This is a genomic window from Streptomyces deccanensis (assembly GCF_022385335.1).
In the GTDB taxonomy this organism is placed as follows: Bacteria; Actinomycetota; Actinomycetes; order Streptomycetales; family Streptomycetaceae; genus Streptomyces; species Streptomyces deccanensis.
Genome location: NZ_CP092431.1, coordinates 1,369,897 through 1,390,311 on the forward strand (window position 1 = coordinate 1,369,897; position 20,415 = coordinate 1,390,311).

15 protein-coding genes are annotated in these 20,415 nt (G+C 71.6%); 5 read left to right on the plus strand and 10 right to left on the minus strand.

What is annotated here, in order from left to right; genetic code table 11:
- Window positions 1–91: 91 nt before the first annotated feature.
- Window positions 92–1,294 carry a cytochrome P450 family protein gene (locus L3078_RS06160; protein WP_239751638.1) on the minus strand — a complete coding sequence of 401 codons (1,203 nt, stop codon included), beginning with the start codon at window positions 1,292–1,294 and terminating at the stop codon, window positions 92–94.
- Window positions 1,295–1,728: 434 nt separating this feature from the next.
- On the opposite strand from L3078_RS06160, the gene L3078_RS06165 reads away from it, so the two are divergent.
- From L3078_RS06165 to L3078_RS06175, 3 genes are all read left to right on the plus strand, one after another.
- On the plus strand, window positions 1,729–3,846 hold the full coding sequence (locus L3078_RS06165; RefSeq protein WP_239751640.1) for a DUF4139 domain-containing protein: 2,118 nt from the start codon (window positions 1,729–1,731) through the stop codon (window positions 3,844–3,846).
- Window positions 3,847–3,854: 8 nt separating this feature from the next.
- The gene (locus tag L3078_RS06170) at window positions 3,855–5,414 is read left to right on the plus strand and encodes a DUF4139 domain-containing protein (RefSeq protein ID WP_239751643.1); all 1,560 of its coding nucleotides are present in this window, start codon (window positions 3,855–3,857) and stop codon (window positions 5,412–5,414) included.
- A gap of 354 nt (window positions 5,415–5,768) precedes the next feature.
- Window positions 5,769–6,515, plus strand: coding sequence for a GntR family transcriptional regulator (locus tag L3078_RS06175; protein WP_239751645.1), 747 nt, complete (start codon window positions 5,769–5,771; stop codon window positions 6,513–6,515).
- A 59-nt stretch (window positions 6,516–6,574) separates the two neighbouring features.
- On the opposite strand, the gene L3078_RS06180 is transcribed toward L3078_RS06175, so the two are convergent.
- The 5 genes from L3078_RS06180 to L3078_RS06200 all read right to left on the minus strand — a co-directional run bounded on the left by L3078_RS06180 (window position 6,575) and on the right by L3078_RS06200 (window position 12,462).
- The gene (locus L3078_RS06180; RefSeq protein WP_239751647.1) at window positions 6,575–7,354 is read right to left on the minus strand and encodes an SDR family NAD(P)-dependent oxidoreductase; all 780 of its coding nucleotides are present in this window, start codon (window positions 7,352–7,354) and stop codon (window positions 6,575–6,577) included.
- Between the two features lie 13 nt (window positions 7,355–7,367).
- Window positions 7,368–8,642 carry a substrate-binding domain-containing protein gene (locus L3078_RS06185; RefSeq protein ID WP_239751648.1) on the minus strand — a complete coding sequence of 425 codons (1,275 nt, stop codon included), beginning with the start codon at window positions 8,640–8,642 and terminating at the stop codon, window positions 7,368–7,370.
- 90 nt (window positions 8,643–8,732) lie between these two features.
- Window positions 8,733–9,815: an ABC transporter permease gene (locus tag L3078_RS06190; protein WP_239751651.1), complete on the minus strand. Its 1,083-nt coding sequence runs from the start codon at window positions 9,813–9,815 to the stop codon at window positions 8,733–8,735.
- A complete protein-coding gene (locus L3078_RS06195) occupies window positions 9,815–10,840 on the minus strand; it encodes an ABC transporter permease (RefSeq protein WP_239751653.1) in 1,026 nt (341 codons plus the stop codon). Before L3078_RS06195 ends, L3078_RS06190 begins: the two co-directional genes overlap by 1 nt.
- Window positions 10,837–12,462, minus strand: a complete 1,626-nt coding sequence (locus L3078_RS06200; protein ID WP_239751655.1) for a sugar ABC transporter ATP-binding protein — start codon at window positions 12,460–12,462, stop codon at window positions 10,837–10,839. The genes L3078_RS06195 and L3078_RS06200 overlap by 4 nt, the downstream gene beginning before the upstream one ends.
- Before the next feature lie 303 nt (window positions 12,463–12,765).
- On the opposite strand from L3078_RS06200, the gene L3078_RS06205 reads away from it, so the two are divergent.
- Window positions 12,766–13,704, plus strand: a complete 939-nt coding sequence (locus tag L3078_RS06205; RefSeq protein ID WP_239751657.1) for an NAD(P)H-binding protein — start codon at window positions 12,766–12,768, stop codon at window positions 13,702–13,704.
- Window positions 13,701–15,302 carry an FAD-binding oxidoreductase gene (locus tag L3078_RS06210; RefSeq protein ID WP_239751659.1) on the plus strand — a complete coding sequence of 534 codons (1,602 nt, stop codon included), beginning with the start codon at window positions 13,701–13,703 and terminating at the stop codon, window positions 15,300–15,302. Before L3078_RS06205 ends, L3078_RS06210 begins: the two co-directional genes overlap by 4 nt.
- Before the next feature lie 71 nt (window positions 15,303–15,373).
- On the opposite strand, the gene L3078_RS06215 is transcribed toward L3078_RS06210, so the two are convergent.
- Genes L3078_RS06215 through L3078_RS06230 form a run of 4 tightly spaced genes read right to left on the minus strand, consistent with a single transcriptional unit; the run spans window position 15,374 to window position 20,391 of the window.
- Window positions 15,374–16,975 (minus strand): FAD-binding oxidoreductase, encoded by a 1,602-nt coding sequence (locus tag L3078_RS06215; RefSeq protein WP_239751660.1) that lies wholly within the window; start codon window positions 16,973–16,975, stop codon window positions 15,374–15,376.
- Window positions 16,965–17,813 (minus strand): SDR family NAD(P)-dependent oxidoreductase, encoded by an 849-nt coding sequence (locus L3078_RS06220; protein ID WP_239751663.1) that lies wholly within the window; start codon window positions 17,811–17,813, stop codon window positions 16,965–16,967. The genes L3078_RS06215 and L3078_RS06220 overlap by 11 nt, the downstream gene beginning before the upstream one ends.
- A complete protein-coding gene (locus tag L3078_RS06225) occupies window positions 17,810–19,387 on the minus strand; it encodes an FAD-binding oxidoreductase (RefSeq protein ID WP_239751665.1) in 1,578 nt (525 codons plus the stop codon). Before L3078_RS06225 ends, L3078_RS06220 begins: the two co-directional genes overlap by 4 nt.
- Entirely contained in the window at window positions 19,384–20,391 is a 1,008-nt protein-coding gene (locus tag L3078_RS06230) for an alpha/beta fold hydrolase (RefSeq protein WP_239751668.1), read from the minus strand. The genes L3078_RS06225 and L3078_RS06230 overlap by 4 nt, the downstream gene beginning before the upstream one ends.
- Window positions 20,392–20,415 lie beyond the last annotated feature (24 nt).

Sequence of the window (20,415 nt, forward strand, 5' to 3'; positions counted from 1 at the left end):
GACGCTCGTCCGCGCACTACGGCGGACGCCTGTCCCCGCGCACAGCGGCGGACGCTCGCCCTCGCTCGGCGGCGGACGGCCGGCGCCCCCGTCAGAAGCGCACCGGCAGGTCGAGCAGACCGCGGGACCGCATGGAGGGCCGCCAACGCACCTCGTCCGGCGCGATGTCGAGGGCCAGATCGGGGAACCGGTCGAGGAGCGCGGCGAGAGCGATCTCGGCCTCCATCCGGGCCAACGGAGCGCCGAGACAGTAGTGGATGCCGTGGCCGAGGGCGAGATGCCCGCTCGCGTCGCGGCCGGTGTCGAGCCGGTCGGGGTCGGTGAAGCGGTGCGGGTCCCGGTGCGCGGCGGCCAGGGACAACAGGACGGTCTCACCGGCCGGAACGACCACCCCGCCGAGGGTGACGTCCTCGACCGGGAAGCGCCGGATGGCCAGGGGCACGGGACCGTCGTAGCGGGCCAACTCCTCGATCGCGGCGCCCAGTCGACCGGGATCGGCACGCAGCGCGCGCAGTTGGTCGGGGTGGCGGAGGAGGGCCAGGGTGGCGTTGCCGATGAGGTGGACGGTGTTCTCGTATCCCGCGAACAGGATCAGGAAGGCGAGGGACATGAGCTCGTCCTCGCTCAGCCGGTCCTCGTCGTCGCGCACCGCGATCAGGGCGGAGAGCAGGTCGTCCGACGGCTCGGTCCGCTTGCCGGCGATGAGCAGCGTGAAGAAGCCCAGCATGTCGCGGACGGCTTCCTTCGCGCGTTCCGGTCGTGTCGGGTCCGGGGCGATCAGGGTGTCGGTCCAGGACCGGAAGTCGTGCCGGTCGTGCGGGGCGACGCCGAGCAGGTCGCAGATCACGGTGATCGGCAGGGGCGCGGCGTACGAGGCGATCAGGTCGGCGCGCCCGTGCGGTGCGACGGCGTCGAGCAGTGCGTCGGCGGTCCGGCGGATGGGTTCGCGCAGGCGGGCGACGCGACGCGGGGTGAACGCCTGGGACACCAGACGCCGGATACGGGTGTGGTCCGGCGGGTCCATGTTCAGCAGGTTCGCGTCCAGCGCCGGCGGCAGCGCGAGCCCGTGGTAGCCACCGGGGGCCGCGTTGCGCTTGTCGAGGGAGAGCCGGGGGTCGGCGAGGGCCCGGCGCACGTCGTCGTACCGCGTGACGAGCCAGGCGGGCAGCCCGTCCGTCCCGGTGATCCGGTGCACGGGCCCGGCCTCCCGAAGCCGCGCGTAGACCCCGTAGGGGTCCGCGACGAGTTCCGCGGGGTCGACGAGGGGCGGCTGTTCGGGCGTTGTGGTGGACATGGGTCTCCACCCTAGTGAGAGCGGCCCGGACCCGTGAGCCGTCCGCGCCCCCGTACTCGCCGACGTCTCGGCGCGCAGGCGTACGACCCGACGGGCGGCACACCCTGTCCAACTCGGCGGCGAGCCCTGCCTGGAGGGACGTGGCAACCGCACGGTCCACCCCAAGTCGGCGCGACTGCCGGGCGGGCGTCGGCCCGTCCTGGCAGCCGTTGTCCGAGGTCGCCTGAAGCAGTGCACGGTGCTCCTCGCGAGTGTCGTCTCGGGCGATCCGCGAAGGCAACCCACAGCATGGCCAGGGGTATCCAGGCCGTCCTGGGTTGACGAACAGCAGGACCACGGCCTTGTCCGGTCCGGTTGCGTCCTCCTGAGGCGACGCGGACGCGCACACCGCCCGGGCGTAGGCTTCGCTCAGCATGGACAGGGGGGCGGAGCGCATGACGGTTGAGGCGGCGCGGAGGTGGGGGTCGACCCTCGATTCGGTCGTGGTGTACGCGCAGGGGGCGGTCTGCCGCCGTCTGGCCCGGGGAGTTGTTCCGCCCGACGGCCGGGTGCGGGTGACGGGACTGCCCCCCTCGCTGGACACGGGCTCGCTGCGGGCCCGTGTCCTGGGGGCTCCTGGGGTCCGTGTCACCGAAGCCCGGGTGGAGGTCGAGGCCCAGCCGCTCGGCGGTGACCCGCCCCACGAGTTGCGGCGCGAGGTCGAGCGGCTGCGCGACGAGTGCGCGGCGGCACGGGGACGCCGGGACCGGCAGCTGGGCCTGATCGAGGAAGTGCGGGCTCTGCACCCGATCCCGCCTCCCCGCAGGCGCGAGGACCCGCACCGCCGCACCCCGGTCGACGCGTGGCTGGAGCTCGCCGAGTTCGTCGACGAGCGGCTGACGGGACTGCACACCCGCCTCGTCGAGCTGGAGGACGCACTGCACGACGTCGAGCACAGGCTCGCCGTCGCCGCCGACAGGCTCGCCCGCGCCTCCACCGAGGCACCGTCAGGGCGCGTGGAGACCACGGTCTGCGCGGTCCTGACCCTCGACGGCACCGGTGAAGCGCAGACCGAAGTGGAGCTGGAGTACGGGGTGCCGGGCGCCGTCTGGGTGCCGACCTACCGTCTCACGCACCGTCAGGGCGACGGCAGTGGTCGTCTGGTGCTGCGTGCCTCGGTCGCCCAGCGGACCGGCGAGGACTGGACCGGCGTGCGCATCGCCCTGGCCACCGCCGATCTCCGGCGCCGTACCGACCTGCCGAGGCTCCGCTCGATCCGGATCGGGCGCAGTCAGCCCGCCCCCGCGCCCTCCGGCTGGCGCGAGCCTCCGGCAGGACTCGCCGATCTGTTCACCGGGTACGAGGCAGTCGGCCCGCGCCCTGCCACCACCGCCGCACCTGTGGCTGTCGTGGCCGGCTCCGTGCCCGTGGGTGCCGTGGAAGGCTCCGCGTCCGGTCCGGTTCCGCCACCGCCCCCTCCCCCGCCGCCGGCCTTGCAGGGCTACGGCGGCCCGCAGGCCGCGGCCCCGGCGCCCGGTGGCCCGTACGCCCCCGCACCGGTGTCGTTCGGCGGCGAGACGGCCGACCGCGTGCAGCCGGCCCCCTCGCGGTCGGTCGGCGGGCCGCGGACCGGCGGCGGCCCCTTCGCGGGTGCCCCCGCCGCCCCCATGGCCCCCATGGCGCCCGCGGCTCCCGGCCGGGCCGCACCGCCACTCCCTCCCGCACCGGTGGCCGGTCCGCCGCAGCCGAGCGGCGCCGACCTCGACTACGCCGCCCTCGTCCTGTGCGGCCCCGACGAACAGGGGCATCGCAGAGGCCGGCTGTTTCCCGGCGCTCCCTTCGACCCGGTGGCGACCGAGTACCGCCGCCGCGCCGAAGCGGTGGCCGCGCTGCCGCTGCCCGGCCACGCCGTGCGGCCCCGCGAGTCGGCGGGTACCTTCGACCACCGCTTCGATGCCGCCGCCCGCGCCGACATTCCGTCGGACGGCACCTGGCACACCGTCACCGTCGGCGAGATCCCGGTCGGCCTGCGCACCGAGTACCTGTGTGTGCCGTCCGTGGAGCAGACCGTGTACGCGACGTTGGTGCTCTCCAACGCCACCGACCAGGCACTGTTGGCCGGCCCTGTGGAGGTCACCGTCGACGACGACTTCCTGCTGACCACCGCGCTGCCCACACTCGCCCCCGGTGGTGTCCGTCGGGTGGGGCTCGGGCCGGCCGAGGGCATCCGGGTCACGCGTCGTACGAACCTGCACGAGTCGACCTCGGGCCTGCGGGGCAACACCACCGTGCTCGACCACCGCGTCCACGTGGAGCTGGCCAACCAGCTCGCGAGGCCCGTCACCGTCGAGGTCCGCGAGCGGGTGCCGGTCACCTCCGAGCCGGACGTCCGGATCGAGGAACGGGCCGACTGGACGGCACCCGAGGACGGCACGGGGCCCGATCACCATGCGCCCGGCACCCGCGTCTGGCGACTGGACCTGCCCGCGGGCGCCACCGCCGCCCTCGACGGCAGCTACGAGATACGCATCCCGACCGGCAAGGCCCTGGTCGGCGGCAACCGCAGGAGCTGACGCACACCATGTCCACGGCCCCGAAGCCGATCGCCCTCCCTGTCACCGCCGTCACGTGTCTCGAGGATCGCGCCCACATCGAGCGCACCGCCGTGCTCGACCTGAAGGCCGGGGTCCAGCGGCTGCGTTTCGGGCCGGTCAGTGCGCTGGCCGTCGACCGGACCCTCCATGCCGAGCTGACCGCCGATCATCCCGCGGCCGTGCTCGACGTACGGATCGTCCGCAGCTGGACGCCGCGCGGGCCGGGGCCGTCCACCGGCGACTCCGCCCTGCGTCGGCGCATACACGCCCTCGAAGAGGAGCAGGTGGCTCTGGAGCTGCGACGCGACCGGCTGCGTGCCCGCCTCGACCTGCTCGGCCGCCTCGCCGCCGATCTGCTGCGGGAGATCGGCGAAGGCGCCGGCTCCGGGGAGAGCGAAGGACCCCGCTGGGCCCGCGAACTGGACCGGGTGGACGACGAGCGCGACGCGCACGGCGAGGAACTCCGCACCGTGGAGGCCCGGCTGGCCGCCCTCGCCGCCGAACTCGGGGAAGCCCGGCGAGCCATGGATCTCTCCGAGGAGGAGCCCGCCGAGCTGGTCGGCCATGTCGAGTTGACCGTGGAGGCCGCGGTCGCCGGGCCGGTCGGGCTGCGCCTGAGTCACCTGACCCCGTGTGCGCTGTGGCGGCCCGCCTATCGGGCCGTGCTCGACGGGGACTCCCTGACGCTGGAGACGGACGCGATGGTCTGGCAGCGCACCGGTGAGGACTGGTCGGACGTACGGCTGACTCTGTCGACGGCCCGCTCGGCGCGGGCCACCGATCCGCCCCGGCTGGGAGAGGACCGGCTGACGCTCCAGGACCGCTCCGCGGCGGAGCGCCGCACGATCGACGTCGAACTGCGCGAGGAGGAGATCGGGGACCTCGGCCCGGCCCCGGTGCTCGGCCTGCCCGGGGTGGACGACGGCGGCGAGGCGCGGGTACTGAGATCCCCCGCGCCGGTATCCGTACCCGGGGACGGCCGCGCCCACCGGGTGCCGCTCACCGTGTTCACCGCCGCCGCGAGCAGCGAGTACGCCTGCTCACCCGAGGTGTCGCCGCTGGTCACCCAGGTGGTGCGGTTCGACAACCGGTCCGGCCACGTACTGCTCGCCGGGCCCGTGGACCTGGTCCGAGGCAGCGGATTCAGCGGCCGCGGCACGCTGGACTTCACCGCCCCCGGCGCCCCTGTCGAGCTGGCCTTCGGCAGTTGCGACGACTACCGGGTGGCCCGGCACACCGAGGAGTCCCGCGGCTCCGCCGGAATCACCCAGCGGACCGTGGTCACCCGCACGGTCCGGCTGCACCTGTCCCGGTTCTCCGCCCCCGGAGAGCACGGCGAGCGGGTGGTCGTCCTTCGGGAGCGGATCCCGGTCTCCGAGGTCTCGGCGGTCGAGATACGCCTGCACAAGGATGCGTGTTCCCCGGCGCCCGACGTGGTCGACGCCGAGGGCATCGCCCGCTGGGACGTCCCCCTGCCGCCCGGCAGCCGCCGCACCGTCACCCTGGTCTACGAGCTGTCGGCCGGCGCCAAGGTCACCGGGCTGTGAACTGCCAAGGTCACCGGGCTGTGAACTGTGGTCCACCGCCCGCCCGCCGACAGCACGACGCCGTGCGCGTGGCCACGCCACCCGGGCACATGACGCCCCGGTAGGCAGCCCGGAAGACGCGTAGCTTGACCAGGATGAACACCATGGCGGGGCAGGCTCTGTCCCGCTCGGACCGGCCTGTCATACAATCTTGCCGACTGCCTCACGGAGCGTTCGGACATCGACGCAATGCGTGGAGGCCCGCCGATCAGCCCATGTGTCGCGCGGTTGAACTTCCCGAGTCGGTCCGCGAAATTCGCTCGGGGAAGCCCACCGCCACTGGGTTGTACGATCGCCGTACCGTATCCTGATCCCGTGACCGTATCAGGCAACTCAGCGCCCCGTAGCCCCGGAGGATCCGTCGATCTGGCCGCCCAGGTCGGCCGGGTCGCCGCACCGCTGCGTCAGCAGGTGCTCGATGTGCTGCGTCAGGCCATCCTCAGTTTCCACTACGCGCCCGGTCAGCGACTGGTCGAGCGCGAGCTGATCGAGGAGATCGGCGTCTCGCGCACCACCATCCGCGAGGCTCTGCGCGAGCTGGCGGCCGAGGGCCTGGTCAAGACCATCCCGCAGAAGGGCGCCGTCGTGGTGGTGCCCTCACTCCAGGAGGCGCTGGAGCTCTACGAACTGCGCGCCGCGCTGGAGGCGCTCGCCGTGCGCCGGTTCACCGAGGTCGCGTCGGACGACCAGGTGGCGGAGCTGCGCGCCGCGTTCGAACAGCTGGCTGAAATGGCGAACGGCGACGGTGACACCCTGCGGATCCTCCAGGCGAAGGGCCAGTTCTACGACGTCCTGCTGCGCGGCTGCGGCAACCGCTCGGTCCACTCCACGCTCGGCGGTGTCCAGGCCCGCCTCAGCCTGCTGCGGGCCACCTCGCTGGCCCAGCCAGGGCGCACCGCACGCAGTGTGCAGGAGTTGCGCGCCATGGTCGAGGCGATCGAGGCGCGCAATCCCGAGGCCGCCGTGCGTGCGTGCAACCACCACATCGAGCAGGCGAAGCGGGCGGGACTGGAGGGGCTGTCCACCACCAGCGGGCTGCCGTTCAGCTCCGCCTCGCTCTGACCGCACCGCTCCGCACCACTCTGAGCCGCACCGCTCTTGGCCGCCTCGCTCCGAGCGGTTCAGTGCATGACGTATCCGCCGTTCGGTGACAGCGTCTGGCCCGTGTAGAACGCCGATTCGTCGCCGGCGAGAAACAGGATCGTATGCGCGATCTCCTCCGCGGAGGCGGCCCGGCGCAGCACCCCCAGCCCGACGACGGCACTGCGGATCTCCCGGTCCGTCGGCAGCATCGGTGTGTCCGTCGCCCCGGGCGCCACCGCGTTGACCCGGATCCCGTCGTCCGCCACGAGCGCGGCCACCGCGCGGGTCAGCCCCAGTACGCCGGCCTTGGACGCCGGATACATGGCAGGCAGGGGGAAGTTGGCGAGGGCTCCCACGCTGGAGACGTTGACGACGGACCCGCCCGACGGGGAGTTTCGGCGCATGAGCCGCACGGCGGCTCGCACGGAGTAGAACGTACCGGTCAGGTTGACCGCGACGACCTCCGCGAAGTCCTCGTCGGTGAGCTCGCAGAGGTCGGCCTGGGCGCCCGAGACGCCTGCCGCGTTCACCGCGATGTCGAGCCGTCCGAACTCGGTGAGGGCCCGTTCGTAGGCGGCGTCCACCTGACCGCTGTCCCGTACGTCGGCGCCGACCGGGATCGCCCCCGCGATCCCGGCCACCGCCCGGGCCGTCCGTTCGGCGTCCAGGTCCACGGCCAGGACCCGCGCTCCCTCGTCGGCGAAGCGGCTCACCGTGGCCAGTCCGATGCCCGACGCGGCGCCGGTGACCAGGGCGGTCCTGCCGGCGAGCCGACCGTCGGCCGGTGGCCGACGGCTCCCACTCGATGACGCTTGCATACGGCCCCGGTCCTCAGTTCTTCGCGGGGTGGTCGAAGAACTTGTCGAGGTACGCCTGCGGCATCCACGCCTCGCCGTCCGCCACCTCTCCGAGATCGCTCGGCTTCGCGCCCTTGGGCAGGTAGTCGGCCAGGTTCGCCTTGGTGATCAACGACGGCTCGCGGGTGATCGTGCCGACCTTCGGGCCCTGTCCCGCCATCACCATCATCCCGACGGAGAACAGGGCCTTCGTCTCCTGTGTGCCGTTGCCGCCCGTACCGGCGGTCTCATAGCCGTCGGCCGCCTCCAGCTTCTTCCAGGAGGCGAGCGACGAGGCGGACGCACCGGCGTCCACCACCTTGGGGACCTTCCGTCCGGTCGAGTCGAAGGCCGCGTAGACCCCGGAGCCCATGACGCCGAGCTGCGCCACCATGTCGATCTTCTGCGGGTGACTGGAGAGGAACTTCAGCAGCTCGGCCTTGGCCACGGGCGGCACGAAGGCGCCGTTGACCTCGCCGAGGATTTTCATGTCGGGGCAGGCGGCCAGCACGTCCTTGACGGCCTGGTAGCCGATCTTCTCCGTCGACAGTCCCTGGAAGCCGCGGACGACGACGACATTGCCCTTGCCGTCGAGCTGTTTCGCGACGAGGGCGGTCGGCCGGGCGACGTTCAGGTAGGAGTTCTCCGCCACGTTCACGGCGTACTTGGAACGGATGGTGGAGGAGAGCGCGACCGTGACCACGCCCTTCTTGCCGGCCGCGTCGACCGCGGAGACCATCGCGTCGCCGGAGAGGGCCGTGATGAAGATGATGTCGACACCGGAGTCGACCAGTTCGTTGTAGCCACGGATCTGCTCGGCCGGGGTCATGGTCGCCGGGTCGGTCATGATGCGCTTGACGAGTTTGCCCTGGACCAGGCCCTCGGCCTTGGCCGCGGCGAAGCTCGCGTCCATCTGCTTGACGACGGACGCGGCGAACGCGTTCGAGACGGGCAGGTACGAGAAGCCGACCTTCGCGGCGCGGTCCAGCTTCTTCTTGTCCCGCCAGGCGCTCGCGAACACGTCCTCGCCGTAGGCGTTGTAGGCCTTCTGCAGCTCCGCGGGCAGGGCCTTGACAGCGCCGTCGGGGTCCTTGGGCGCGATGGTCGGCACCTTGCCGCAGGCGGCGGAGGCCTTCCCCTGGGTGTCGGTCGCGCCGGAGGCGACCGTGCCGCCCGCCCCGCCACAGCCGACGAGCAGGGCCGTGAGGACGATCCCGGTGGACGACGCCACGACGCTCCTGCGGGCGTGCCGGTAGCTGGATCTGTTCATGGAGAGCCTTTCTGAAACAAGAGGAGGCGGAGGGAGAAGGGGAAGGGAGGGAGAAGAGGAGACGGGGAGAAGGGGTAAAGGGGAGAGACGTCAGACCTGGTCGCGGAGCCTGCGCTCGCGGCCGTAGACCGCCATCGCGGCGAGGATCACGACGCCGTTGAGGATCTGCTGGTCGGCTTCCTGGAAGCCCAGTCCGACGAGCACGGTGGAGACCGCGGTGAGCAGCAGGACGCCGACGGTGGTGCGGGTGTAGCTCCCGGGACCGCCGAACGCCGTACCGCCGAGGACGACCGCGGCGATGCTCTGGAACAGGTAGGGGTTGCCCAGCCGGTTGTCGACGTTCCCCGCGAAGCCCGCCAGGACGACGCCGGCGAGGATCGCGAGGGCCGCCGCGACGGCGTACACCGTGACCCAGACCTTGCGGGTGCTGATGTGGGCGAGGTCCGCGGCCACCGGACTCGCGCCGGTGGCCAGCAGTCGCCGGCCGGGTCGGGTGCGGTGCAGCACCACGGAGACGACGGCGATCGCGAGTGCCCAGACGATGACCACGGGGGGCACGGGGAGACCGAGGGTCGACGCCGTGGGGGCGCTGAGCCGGCTCACCCAGCCGGGGGCGCCCGCTCCGGTGCCGCCACCGCTGAGGACGGAGGTCACGCCGACGGCGATCGAGCCCGCGGCGAGGGTGACGATGATCGGGTGGATGTGGAAGCGGTGGCACAGGTAGCCGACGAGACCGCCCATGGCGGCGCCGCAGGCGACGGCGACGGCGAGCATGACGGGCAGCGGCACTCCGGGGATGTCGCCGAACTGGGTGACGGTGACCGCGCCGGCCACGATGAACCCGGCGAGGGACAGGTCGATCCCCCTGATCAGCACGACGAGGGTCTGGCCGATCGAGGCGAGGCCGGTGAGCGCGCAGAGCACCAGGACCGAACGCATGCTCGTCGGTTCGAGAAACCCCGGCATGACGGCCGCGCCCCAGGCGAGAACGGCCACGGTGAGCAGGAGCTGGACGAGCGGGAACCGTCGCTGGAGGGAGAGGAGCCGCTGTCCGGCCGAGGGACCGGGGGCGGCCACCGGTGCCGGGCTGTCGCCGACGGGCGCGCCCTGGCCGTCGCCGAGGCCGCCTCCGTGCAGGGGGGCCGTGTCGAGCGAGCCTTGCTGCGTGGTCATCATCGCCCTTCCTTCAGTTCTCGTGCCGCGACGGCACCGAAGAGCACCGCGCCGATGAGCAGGACGCCGTAGATCACCTGGAGCCAGGTCTGCGGCACCTGGAGCACTCCGAGCAGGCTCTGCAACAGGTAGATGGCGGCGGCGCCGGCGAGCGCGTTGGCGATTCCGCCGCCCCCGCCCTGCAGGGGGATGCCGCCGAGGGAGACAGCGGCGATCGCGATGAGCGTGTAGGAGGTGCTGGTGCCGGCCTCGGCCGTGGACGCCAGCCCGATGAGGACCAGGCCACCCACCGCCGCCATGGCGCCGCCCAGGGAGTAGGCGAGGACGCGCACCGCGCCGACGGGCACTCCGCTGGTGAACGCCGTGACGTCGTTGCCGCCCACGGAGCGCAGCAGGCTGCCGTACGTCGTCAGCCTGGTGATCAGCAGCCAGAGGGCGGCGGGGACGGCCAGCGCGACGAGGCCGCCCGGGACCGGTCCCATCGACCCCGCGAAGCCGGCCATCCAGGAGCCGGAGACGGTGGTGGGGCTGGGCGACAGTTTGAGGTCGACGCCGGTGAGGACGAAGAACATCGCGAGGGTGACGACGATGGGCTGGAGTCGGCCCACGACGATGAGCAGACCGGTGAGGGTTCCGACCAGCGCGCCCGCCGCCACGAGGAGGGGCAGGGCGACGTACCCGCCGAGGCCGGCCGGCTGGAGCTGGGTCGCGTAGAGCAGGGCGCTCAGCGTCATCAGCGGGCTGACCGACAGGTCGATGCCGCCGCGTCCGCTCATGATCGAGGGCACGCTCGCCATGGCGGCGATGCCGAGCGGGGCCACGGCGGCCAGTTGGGAGGTGGCTCCGAAGCGGGGTTGCAGGGCGATGTTGGCGATGAGGAGCGTGGCCGCCAGGAGGACCGCGAAGAGGTAGGTGTGGCGGGCGAACAGGGACCTGAGCGTGCGCCGGGGGGCAGGGGCGGCGTGCTGGGCGGGACGGTCGGGCTGGTGGGCGGAGGTGTGCGAGGCGTGGTCGACGGTGCTCATGCGGACACCGCCACTCCGCCGAAGAAGGCGTCGACGAGCCGTTCCCTGTTCAGCTCTCCCCGGGTGAGTGCCGTGGCGAGCGAACCTTCCCGGAACACCAGCACGCGGTCCATCAGCTCGACGTGCTCGTCGACCTCCGAGGACAGCATGACGACGGTCAGCCCCTGCCCGGCCAACTCGCGCAGCAGCCGGTAGAGATCGCGTTTGGCTCCCACGTCGATTCCCCTCGTCGGGTCGTTGAGCAGCAGGATGTCGGGGTCGGCGGCCAGCCAGCGGGCGATGACGACCTTCTGCTGGTTGCCGCCGCTCAGCGTGGTGATCGCGTCCGACGTACGGCCGAACCTGATGCCGAGCCGCTCCACGTAGTGGCGGAACCGCGTCTCGGCGGCGTGCTCGGACAGCAGCCCTTTCCTGACGTCCTGTTCGGCGGTGGCGACGGCGAAGTTGTCCAGGATGGACATCCACGGCAGGATCGACTCCCCGCGCCGGTCCCGTGCCACGTACGCGATGCCCAGGTCCCGCGCCCTGCGGGGGTCGGTCACCCGGTCCTCCCGGTCTCCCTCGATCCGTACGACGCCGTCGGTGTCGCCGTGCCCCACGAGGAGGCGGAGGAAGTCGTCCTGGCCGTGGCCCTCCAGGCCGGCCAGCCCGACGATCTCGCCCCGGCGCAGCCGCGCCCGGCACGGCTCGCCGCCCGGCCGCAGGCGTGAGCCGGTGACCTTCAGGACGACCGGGCGTGCCTCGGTGGCGGAATCCGTGGAGGTGGCCGAGTCGAGGGCGGTGGCGGAATCGGGGGCAGTGGCCGAATCGGGGGCGGTGGCCGAGTCGGTGGCGGTGGCGTCGGGGACCGCGCGGGCCGTGTCCTGCGCCAGGTGCGCGCCACCCGACATCAGCCGGATCATCTCGTCGTGCTCCCAGTCCGCGCCTAGGGTGCCCACCGTGCGGCCCGACCGGAGAACGGTGACGCGGTCGGCGATCTCCCGGATCTCGTCCATCCGGTGGGTGATGAGGACGATGCTCATGCCCAGCGCCGCCCGCTGTCTCACCAGGGCGAACAGGCGGGTGCGGGTGTCGTGGTCGAGGGCGGAGGTCGCCTCGTCGAGGATCAGCACCTTGGGGTCCCGCAGCAGCGACCGGGCGATGCCGCAGGCCTGACGGTCGCTGAGCTGGAGCGAGCCGAAGGGGGCGTCAAGGTCGGGCGGCGTGACGAGCAGCGCGGCGAGGATCTCCGCCGCCTCGGCACGGCGGCCGGCATCCCGGGTCACGGGGCGCAGCAGGCGGTCCGCGCCGAGCCACAGGTTGTCCAGGACGGACCGGTTCTCGACGCCGAGCACCTCCTGGAACACCGTGTCGATGCCCGCGCGCAGTGCCTGAGCCGGGGTGCGCGGGGCGAAGGGGCGGCCGCCGACCGTCATGGAGCCGGTGTCGGGGTGGTGCACCCCGCTGAGGATCTTGACCAGCGTGCTCTTCCCCGAGCCGTTCTCCCCCACGAGGGCGTGCACCTCGCCCGGGAACAGGCGGAGGGCGGCGTCCTGGAGGGCGACCGTCGGACCGAAGTGCTTCCGTAGGCCGTCGACCGCCAGCACGGCTTCCGGCTCGGCTGTGAGCGGGTGGGTCGGCACTGACCCCTCCTGACTTGGGTGACTGATTCCAGAGGAGACCCAGACGTATCCAGATCGAATGACTGTCGTCTGGTCATACAATGTTTCTGGGCGAGGCAGACGGTAGCGCGTGGCCGAAACCGGCGTCCAGAGGCGAATCGCCTCGAATTTGTTCGCTGTCCGACGCGACGCCCGACGCGCGGACCAGGGGGATCCGCAGGAAATATCCGCACCCCGGGCCTGATTGTCGTCTCGTCATACAAAGAGTACGGTTGGCGAGCACCACCCGGGCGGGCCGGGTCGGCGAGCACCAAAGGAGTGCACGTGTACCTCATCACCGGTGCCAGCGGAGGGCTGGCCCAGACCGCAGCGGAGCTGCTGCTGGAGTCGGTCCCCGCCGACCAGGTCATCCTGACGACGCGGGCGCCCGGCAAGCTCCAGTCCTTCGCCGACCGTGGCGTCCACGTGCGGTACGCCGACTTCGCCGAGCCTGACAGCCTCGATGCGGCCTTCGCGGGTGCGGAGCGGATGCTGCTCGTCTCCACCGCCCAGGTCGGTTCACGGATCGGGTTCCACCGCAACGCCATCGAGGCGGCCCGGCGCGCCGGTGTCCAGTACCTCGCGTACACGTCGATCGTCGGCGCCGGCGTCGAGGAGAACGACGCCGTCGTCTGTACCGAGCACCGCGCGACCGAGGCCATGCTGCGCGAGTCGGGACTGCGCTGGAACACTCTGCGCGACTCCCAGTACGCGCAGGCGGTCGCCTACTTCATCGCGCCCGGCGCGGTCGCCATGGGGCAGATGGTCGGCGCCTGGGGCGAGGGCACCGTCGGCTTCGTGTCGAGGGACGACTGCGCGGCCGCCGCCGTCGGCGCGCTGCTCGGTCGCGGCGAGGACGACCGGGCCTACGAGGTCACCGGCCCGGAGAAGCTGACGTACCGTCAAGTATGCGCGATGATCTCGGAGATCAGCGGCACCGAAGTCACGTACGTGCCGATCAGCGACGAGGACCAGTACGCCATCTTCGACTCCATGGGCGTGCCCCGCGAGTACGACGCCGAGGCGATCGCCGCCTCCCCCATCCCGTGGAACAGCGACGACATGGTGTCGTTCAGTCGCGCGATCCGCCTCGGGCACATGTCCTCCCTCAGTGACACTGTCCAGACGCTGGCCGGGCGGGCGCCGCGCTCGATGCGCTCGGTGCTGGAGGAGGCCGCGGTGACCTGGGCGCCCGCGGGGGCCGTCGTGGAGGCCGCGCGATGAGCACCGACACGAACACCGACGCCGTCGGAGACGGCACCTACCTCACCGACAAGGCACTGCGACGCTTCGTCGACGTGCTCGGCGAGGACGGTGTCGTCCTCGGTGAGGGCCGCTTCCACGAGCAGTACCGCGACAAGTACTGGCACCGCGACGACGACACCTACGACCCCGCCGCCGTCCTGCTGCCGCGCAGCGCCGAGGAGGTGCAGGCGGTGGTCCGGATCGCGAACGAGTTCGGGGTGCCGATCTGGACCTCCTCGCAGGGCCGCAACTACGGCTACGGCGGCTCCTCGCCCCGCCTGAAGGCGACCGTCGTGGTCAGCCTGACCCGGATGAACCGCGTCCTGGAGATCAACCGCGACCTGGCGTACGCGGTGGTCGAGCCCGGTGTGCGCTGGTTCGACCTGTACGACGCGCTGAAGGAGTCCGGCAACGAGGATCTGATGGTGACCGTCCCCGACCTCGGCTGGGGCAGCGTCATCGGCAACTCCCTCGACTGCGGGATCACCTACCAGCCCTACGGCGCCGACTTCATGGCCCCGTGCGGGATGGAAGTCGTCTTGGCCAACGGCGAGTTGCTGCGTACGGGGATGGGTGCCATCCCGGACAACAAGTCCTGGCACACCTACAAGCGCGGCCTCGGACCGGTGCTCGACGGCCTGTTCGTGCAGTCCAACTTCGGCATCGTGACGCGGATGGGCTACTGGCTGATGCCGCGCCCGGAGGCGTACGCCCCGTTCTTCCTGACGGTGCCGCGGGACGAGCACCTGGAGCAGGCCGTCGACATCATCCGCCGGCTCCGCCTCGACGGCACGCTGCGCGGGGTGCCGAGCATGTACAACACCGTGACGCTGGCGGCCCAGTTCCCCGACGTGATGGGCCGCTTCGCGGGTGCCGACGGCGCCTTCAGCGAGGAGACCCTGGACGAGATGGCCGACGCCACCGGGCTCGGCCGGTGGGCGCTGCGCGGGGCACTGTGGGGGGACGGCCCCGTCGTGGAGCACCAGTTGGCGAAGATCCGGACGGCGTGGAGCGAGGTTCCCGGCGGCCAGGTGCTCTTCGAGCGGACGTACGGGCCACAGGAGTACGACGAGATCCGTTCGATCCCCGACAAGTGCCAGGGGGGTCTGCCCGGGCTCGAACTGCTCGACGCCATTCCGGAGGGCGTCGCCCACATCGGCTTCTCCCCCGCGATTCCCCTGGTCGGCAGTGATGTGCGGGAGGTCGTCGACCTCTTCGACCGGATCGTGCGGGAGCAGGTCGGGGTCAATGTCGCCGGCGGGCTGCTGATCATCAATGAGCGGACGGCGCTGTACGTCACCGGGCTCAACTACGACTACCGGGACGCGGAGCAGTGCCGTCGGGCCTACGACGCGCTGAAGGTGCTCGTGGCGGAGGCGGGGCGGCGCGGGTACGGCGAGTACCGCGCGCACCTGGACTTCATGGATCTGGCGTCCGCGCAGTACTCCTTCAACGACCACGCCTACCGCCGCTTCTGCGAGACGATCAAGGACGCGGTGGATCCGAACGGGATCCTGTCGCCGGGCCGGCACGGGATCTGGCCGGAGAACCTCCGCCACCTGGCGGATCGCGGCTGAGACGACGACGGACATGCGAGTGGGGCCCCGGCTGAGCCGGGGCCCCACTCGCATGTCCTCCCTCTTCAGGTTCAGCGGGCGGGCCGGTGGGCAGCCGGCCAGATGCCCTGCTTGCCCGGCGCGAGGATGCCGGCCGGATCGATCGCGTCCTTGAGCTTCTCCGTGAAGCGGCGCATGGCGTGGTCGTTGAAGTCGTACTGGTCGGTGACCAGGTCCATCACGTCGAGATGCGCCCGGTACTCGCCGAACCCGGCCTTCGCCGTCTCGACGATCAGCTCCCGGCAGGCCGCGTAGGCGGCCGTGACCTGCTCCTGGTTCGTCAGGTCGTACAGGAACATCGTGACGTCCTGGGCGCTGCGCGGAGTGAGGAGGAGGCCGCCGATCTGGTCGAACCCGTATTTCTCCACGACGCGCCTGGCCCGCTCGCGCTGCTCGCGCACCACGGAGCCGATCAGGGGGAGGACGGGCGAGAACCCGACGTGACCACCCTGAGACCCCCACCACTTCACGGATTCCAGCATGTCCAGGTTGGGGATGCCCGCGGGTACCTGGTGGGGCGGTGCGACGACGTCCGCTCCGGCGTCACCGGGGTAGGTCGTGCCGGTGACGTCGGCCCCGTCGATCCGGGCGAAGGCCTGCTTGATGACGGCGAACTTCGCGTCGACCACGGATCTCGGGCCGTACAGCGAGAAGCGCACGGTCCAGCGGCCGGTCCCGAGGTTGCGGCCGATCTCGTCGACCACGTGGTCGGGGACCGGCCCCTCGCCCTGATACCAGTTCGACCGCGGTGCGATCAGCCAGGCGACGGAGAGCGCGCTGGCGACGGTCGGCACGCCGTCGATGATCCGGTCCAGCATCAGCTGCCGCAGGATCTCGACGAAGGGCTCGAGATCCTCCTCGCGGGGCACACCGGCCGTGCCCACCAGGGTGCACTCCGGCGTCGGCAGGAGCCAGACGCCCATCTTCGTCACGATCCCGAAGTTGGACTGCATGAACAGGTCGCTGACGGACGGTCCGAAGGCCCGACGGTGCACATGCCAGGCCTTCGAATCGGTCATCGCGCCCTGACCGGTCCGCAGGAGGTCCCCGTCCGGCAGGACGACCTCCATCCCGCAGGCGCCGGCGGCGTGGTCCCCGTACACGCCGTACCCGACCCCGTGGTCGAGCGCGTTGCCGATCACGCTCCCCCAGCCCAGGTCCGGTGTGGAGACCATCAGCCGATGGCCGCCGGCCCGCAGATGCTCGTAGAGGTCGGAGAACCGCACGCCGGGCTCGACGACGGCGTAGCCGAGTTCGTCGTTGACCTCCAGCACCCGGTTCATCCGCCGCAGGCTCACCACCACCGAGCCACCGACGCGGGGTGCGGCACCGCCGTAGCCGTTGTTCCTGCCCTGGGAGACCGTCCACAGCGGGATCCGCAACTCGTTCGCGACCCGGACGACTGCCTGGACCTCTTCCACCGTTCCGGGGAAGACCACCGCGGAGGGCACGAACGTGTCCCGCCCGTCGAAGGAGTAGGGGTCACGGAACTCGGCCAGGTCATCGGGTGAGCTCAGCACATGCTCTTCCCCGACGATCAGCGCCAGCGACTTCAGTGCTCGGGAGAAGTCCTCGGCCGACACGTCCGGCGGCAGCAGGTGTCCATGTACCGGCGCGGTGTCGTCATTCGTCATCAGGCTTCTCCTCTCGTGCGGCGGCCCCGCGTCGGAACGCCGCGTCGATCGCGGCCGCGCGTTCGGCGACCATGGGGTACCACTCGGGGTGCGTGACGATGTGGGTCTCGCCGCGGGCCAGGCCGGCCAGCACGATGTCGCCCACCTCCACCGGTTCCAGCCAGCGCAGCTTGGCGAGTTCCGGGTCGTCGGAGATGTCGTTCTGGACGAAGGCGCTGCTCGGCGCCCCCGCGGGCCTGGTGCGCAGGGACCGGGCGATGTTGCTGCGGACGGTGCCCGGCGCGAGCACGGCGGCGCCCACGTTCGAGCCCTCCCGCTCCAGTTCGTGCGCGAGCGCCTCGGTGAGGCCCGTGATCGCGAACTTCGTCGTGGCGTACGCCCCAAGACCGGGCATGTCGGCGACGAAGCCGCCCATGGAGGACGTGTTCACGAGGTACGCCGGCTCTCCGTGCCGTTTCAGCAGCGGCAGGAAGGCGTGGACGCCGTGGATGACACCGTCGAGGTTGACGTCGAGGATCCACTTCCAGTCCCCGAGGGTCATGTCCGCGATGCGCGACTCGGGGGCCACCCCGGCGTTGTTGAACACCAGGTGCACCTTGCCGAACCGCTCCACGACCTGCCTGGCCAGCGCCAGCACGCTCGCCGCGTCGGTGACATCGGTACGTATCCCCACCGCCCCGATCTCCTTGGCGGCGGCCTCCAGCGGGTCCTCCTCGATGTCGGCGATCACCACCTGGGCACCGCGCTCGGCCAGCCGCTGGGCGATGCCCTTGCCGATGCCCGACGCGCCGCCGGTGACGACGGCGACGAGTCCGCTCACCTCCTCGATCACGGTCACGTGAGGGCCTTTCGGTAGGAGGCGGGCCAGACGCCGTGCCGGCCCGGGGACAGGATTCCGTTCGGGTCGACCGCGTCCTTGATCCGCTCGACGAAGCGGCGGTAGGCGTGGTCGTTGAAGGAGTACTGGTCGGCCGCGAGGTCCATGAAGTCCAGGTGGGCGCGGTACTCGCCGTATCCGAGCGCCCCCACCTCGCTGACCAGCATCTTCGCGGTGTCCACCGCCGCGCGTACCTGCTGCTCGTCGCGTGTGTCGAAGCTGATGCTGCTGACGACGATGGCGCTGCGGTCGTTGATGGGGAAGATCGCGCAGACGAAGTTCGTTCCGGCCCGGTCGGTGACCAGCCGGTGGATCACGTCCACGACGCGGCGCACCTCGCCGCCGGTGAGCGGGACCACCGGCGAGAAGCCGATGTGGCCGACGAACTCGGGGACGACCTCCATCAGGTCCATGCTCGGGATGCCGGCCTGGACCTTCTCCATGAAGGTGGTCAACTCGCCCCACTCGTGGCGCAGGTAGGTGCGGTGGTGGTCGACGCGCGAGCCGTCGATGGCCGACCACGCCTCACGGATGCGGCGCAGGTGGTGTTCGACGACGGGCCCGTCGCCCCACAACGCGGTGCGCAGCCCCCAGCGTCCGATGCCGGTGCGGGCGGCGAGGCCGTCCAGGGCCTCCTCGCTCGCCGGTCCCTCGGCGCCCATGAACTCACCGAGGAGTTCGGGGAATTGGGCGGCCATGGTGATGGTGTTCTGGAGGTTCGGCACTCCCCGGATCACTCCGTCGAGGCGGAGTTCGCGGACGATGTCGACGGCCTGGGCGAGCTGGTCGTCCCGGGGGACGGTCAGGTACAGCGGCGCGTACGCCTCGGGGCGGCGCTGGAGCCAGACGCCCGCGCGCGTGACGACGCCGTAGTTGGACTGGAGGAACAGCGGGTCGAGGACCGGGCCGAGGCCGCGCTGGTAGACGTGCCAGGAGGGGTTGTCGGGGATGGCTCCCATGCCGGTGCGCAGCAGCTCCCCGTCCGCGAGGACCACCTCCATCCCGCACAGTTTCTGGAAGTCGGAGCCGTTCGGGCCGTAGGTGACGCCGTTGTCGAGGGAGTTGCCGATGACGCTGCCCCAGCCGAGGTCGGGGATCGAGCACCACAGGTCGCCGTTGCCGGACGCCTCCAGTGCTTCGTACAGGTCGAACCAGCGCACACCGGGCTCGACCACGGCGTACGCCAGTTCGCGGTTGATCTCCAGGACCCGGTTCATCCGGCGGAAGCTGATCAGGAGGGAGCCTCGGACGCGGGGCGACGGGCCGCCGTAGCCGTTGTTGCGGCCCTGGGAGGAGGTCCACACGGGGATGCGGTACTCGTTCGCGATCCGTACGACCTCGCGCACCTGGTCGGTGGAGGTGGGGAAGACGACGGCGGAGGAGTCGTAGGTGCGGTCGCCCTGGAACCAGTACGGATCGCGGTAGGTGTCGCGTTCGGCGTCGGTCAGCAGGACGGCGTCCGCACCGACCGCCTCGGTCAGGCGGTGCACCGCCTCGTCCGGCAGGTCCGTGTGCTCCCGCGGGGGCGTCGTCATCGTGCGCTCTCCAGTCCGTCCAGCCAGGCGATGACCGGCTTGACCGTCTCGGCGGAGTTGGCCTCCAGGATCAGCCCGTGGCCGTTGCCGACGATGCCGGCGTCGGCCAGCGGGAGCAGTTCGGCGTCCGCGCCCACCGTGCGCAGGAACTCGACCAGGGGCGGGGACTGGGCGGCGCTGCCGGACGCGCTGCCGGTGACGACCGCGATGGGGGTGCCGCTGAGGCCGGGGATGCGGTGACCCGCGGGGTCGGCCTTCAGCCGGTCGGGGGAGTCGATGGCCGGCTCGGTGGTGAGCTCGGCGTACGTCAGGCCGTAGGTGATCTCGCCGAGGCCGGGGAAGTCGGCGTACGGCGGTCCCATCGGTTCGATCGCGACGATGGCCTCGACCAGGTCGGGACGCCGGTTCGCGGCGAGCCAGCCGCCCGGGCTGCCGGCGGAGTGGGTGATGAGCACCGCCGGGCCGATCCGGTCCAGCAGGGCGGCGACGCGCTCCCCGTCCAGTCGCTGGCCCTCGGCGAAGTCGGCCAGGAAGAAGCCCATCGCCGAGGTGAGCTGCTGGAACTCGGGGCCGTCGAAGGTGCGGTCCCAGGGCCACTGGGTGTGGGACCCGGCGGCTTCCGGGGGCGCGAACAGGAAGCTCGCGAACTCCAGTGGCAGCGGCGGGGCCACCGGCCCCAGTCCGTCCGGGTGGTGCGGGGAGCGGCCGTGGCCGGGTCGGTCGACGACGTACACCGCGTATCCGGCGCGTACGAGGTCGTAGGCCCAGCCCGGTCGGCCGTCCGGGGTGCCGAGCCAGTCGGTGCCCTGGCCGCCGCCACCGTGGACCAGGACGAGCGGGTGGGGGCGGGTGACCTCCACGGGGGCCAGCCACTCGACGTAGAGCGGTCCGCGCGGAAGGGTGCCGTGCGGGGTGGGGATCTGCTCGCCCGGTATCCAGAAGAAACCGGTGCGGAGGGTGATCGGCTCGACCCGGTCGTCGAGATGGGGTGGGATGTCGGTCATGCTCGGTCGTCCTGTCTCGGCGGC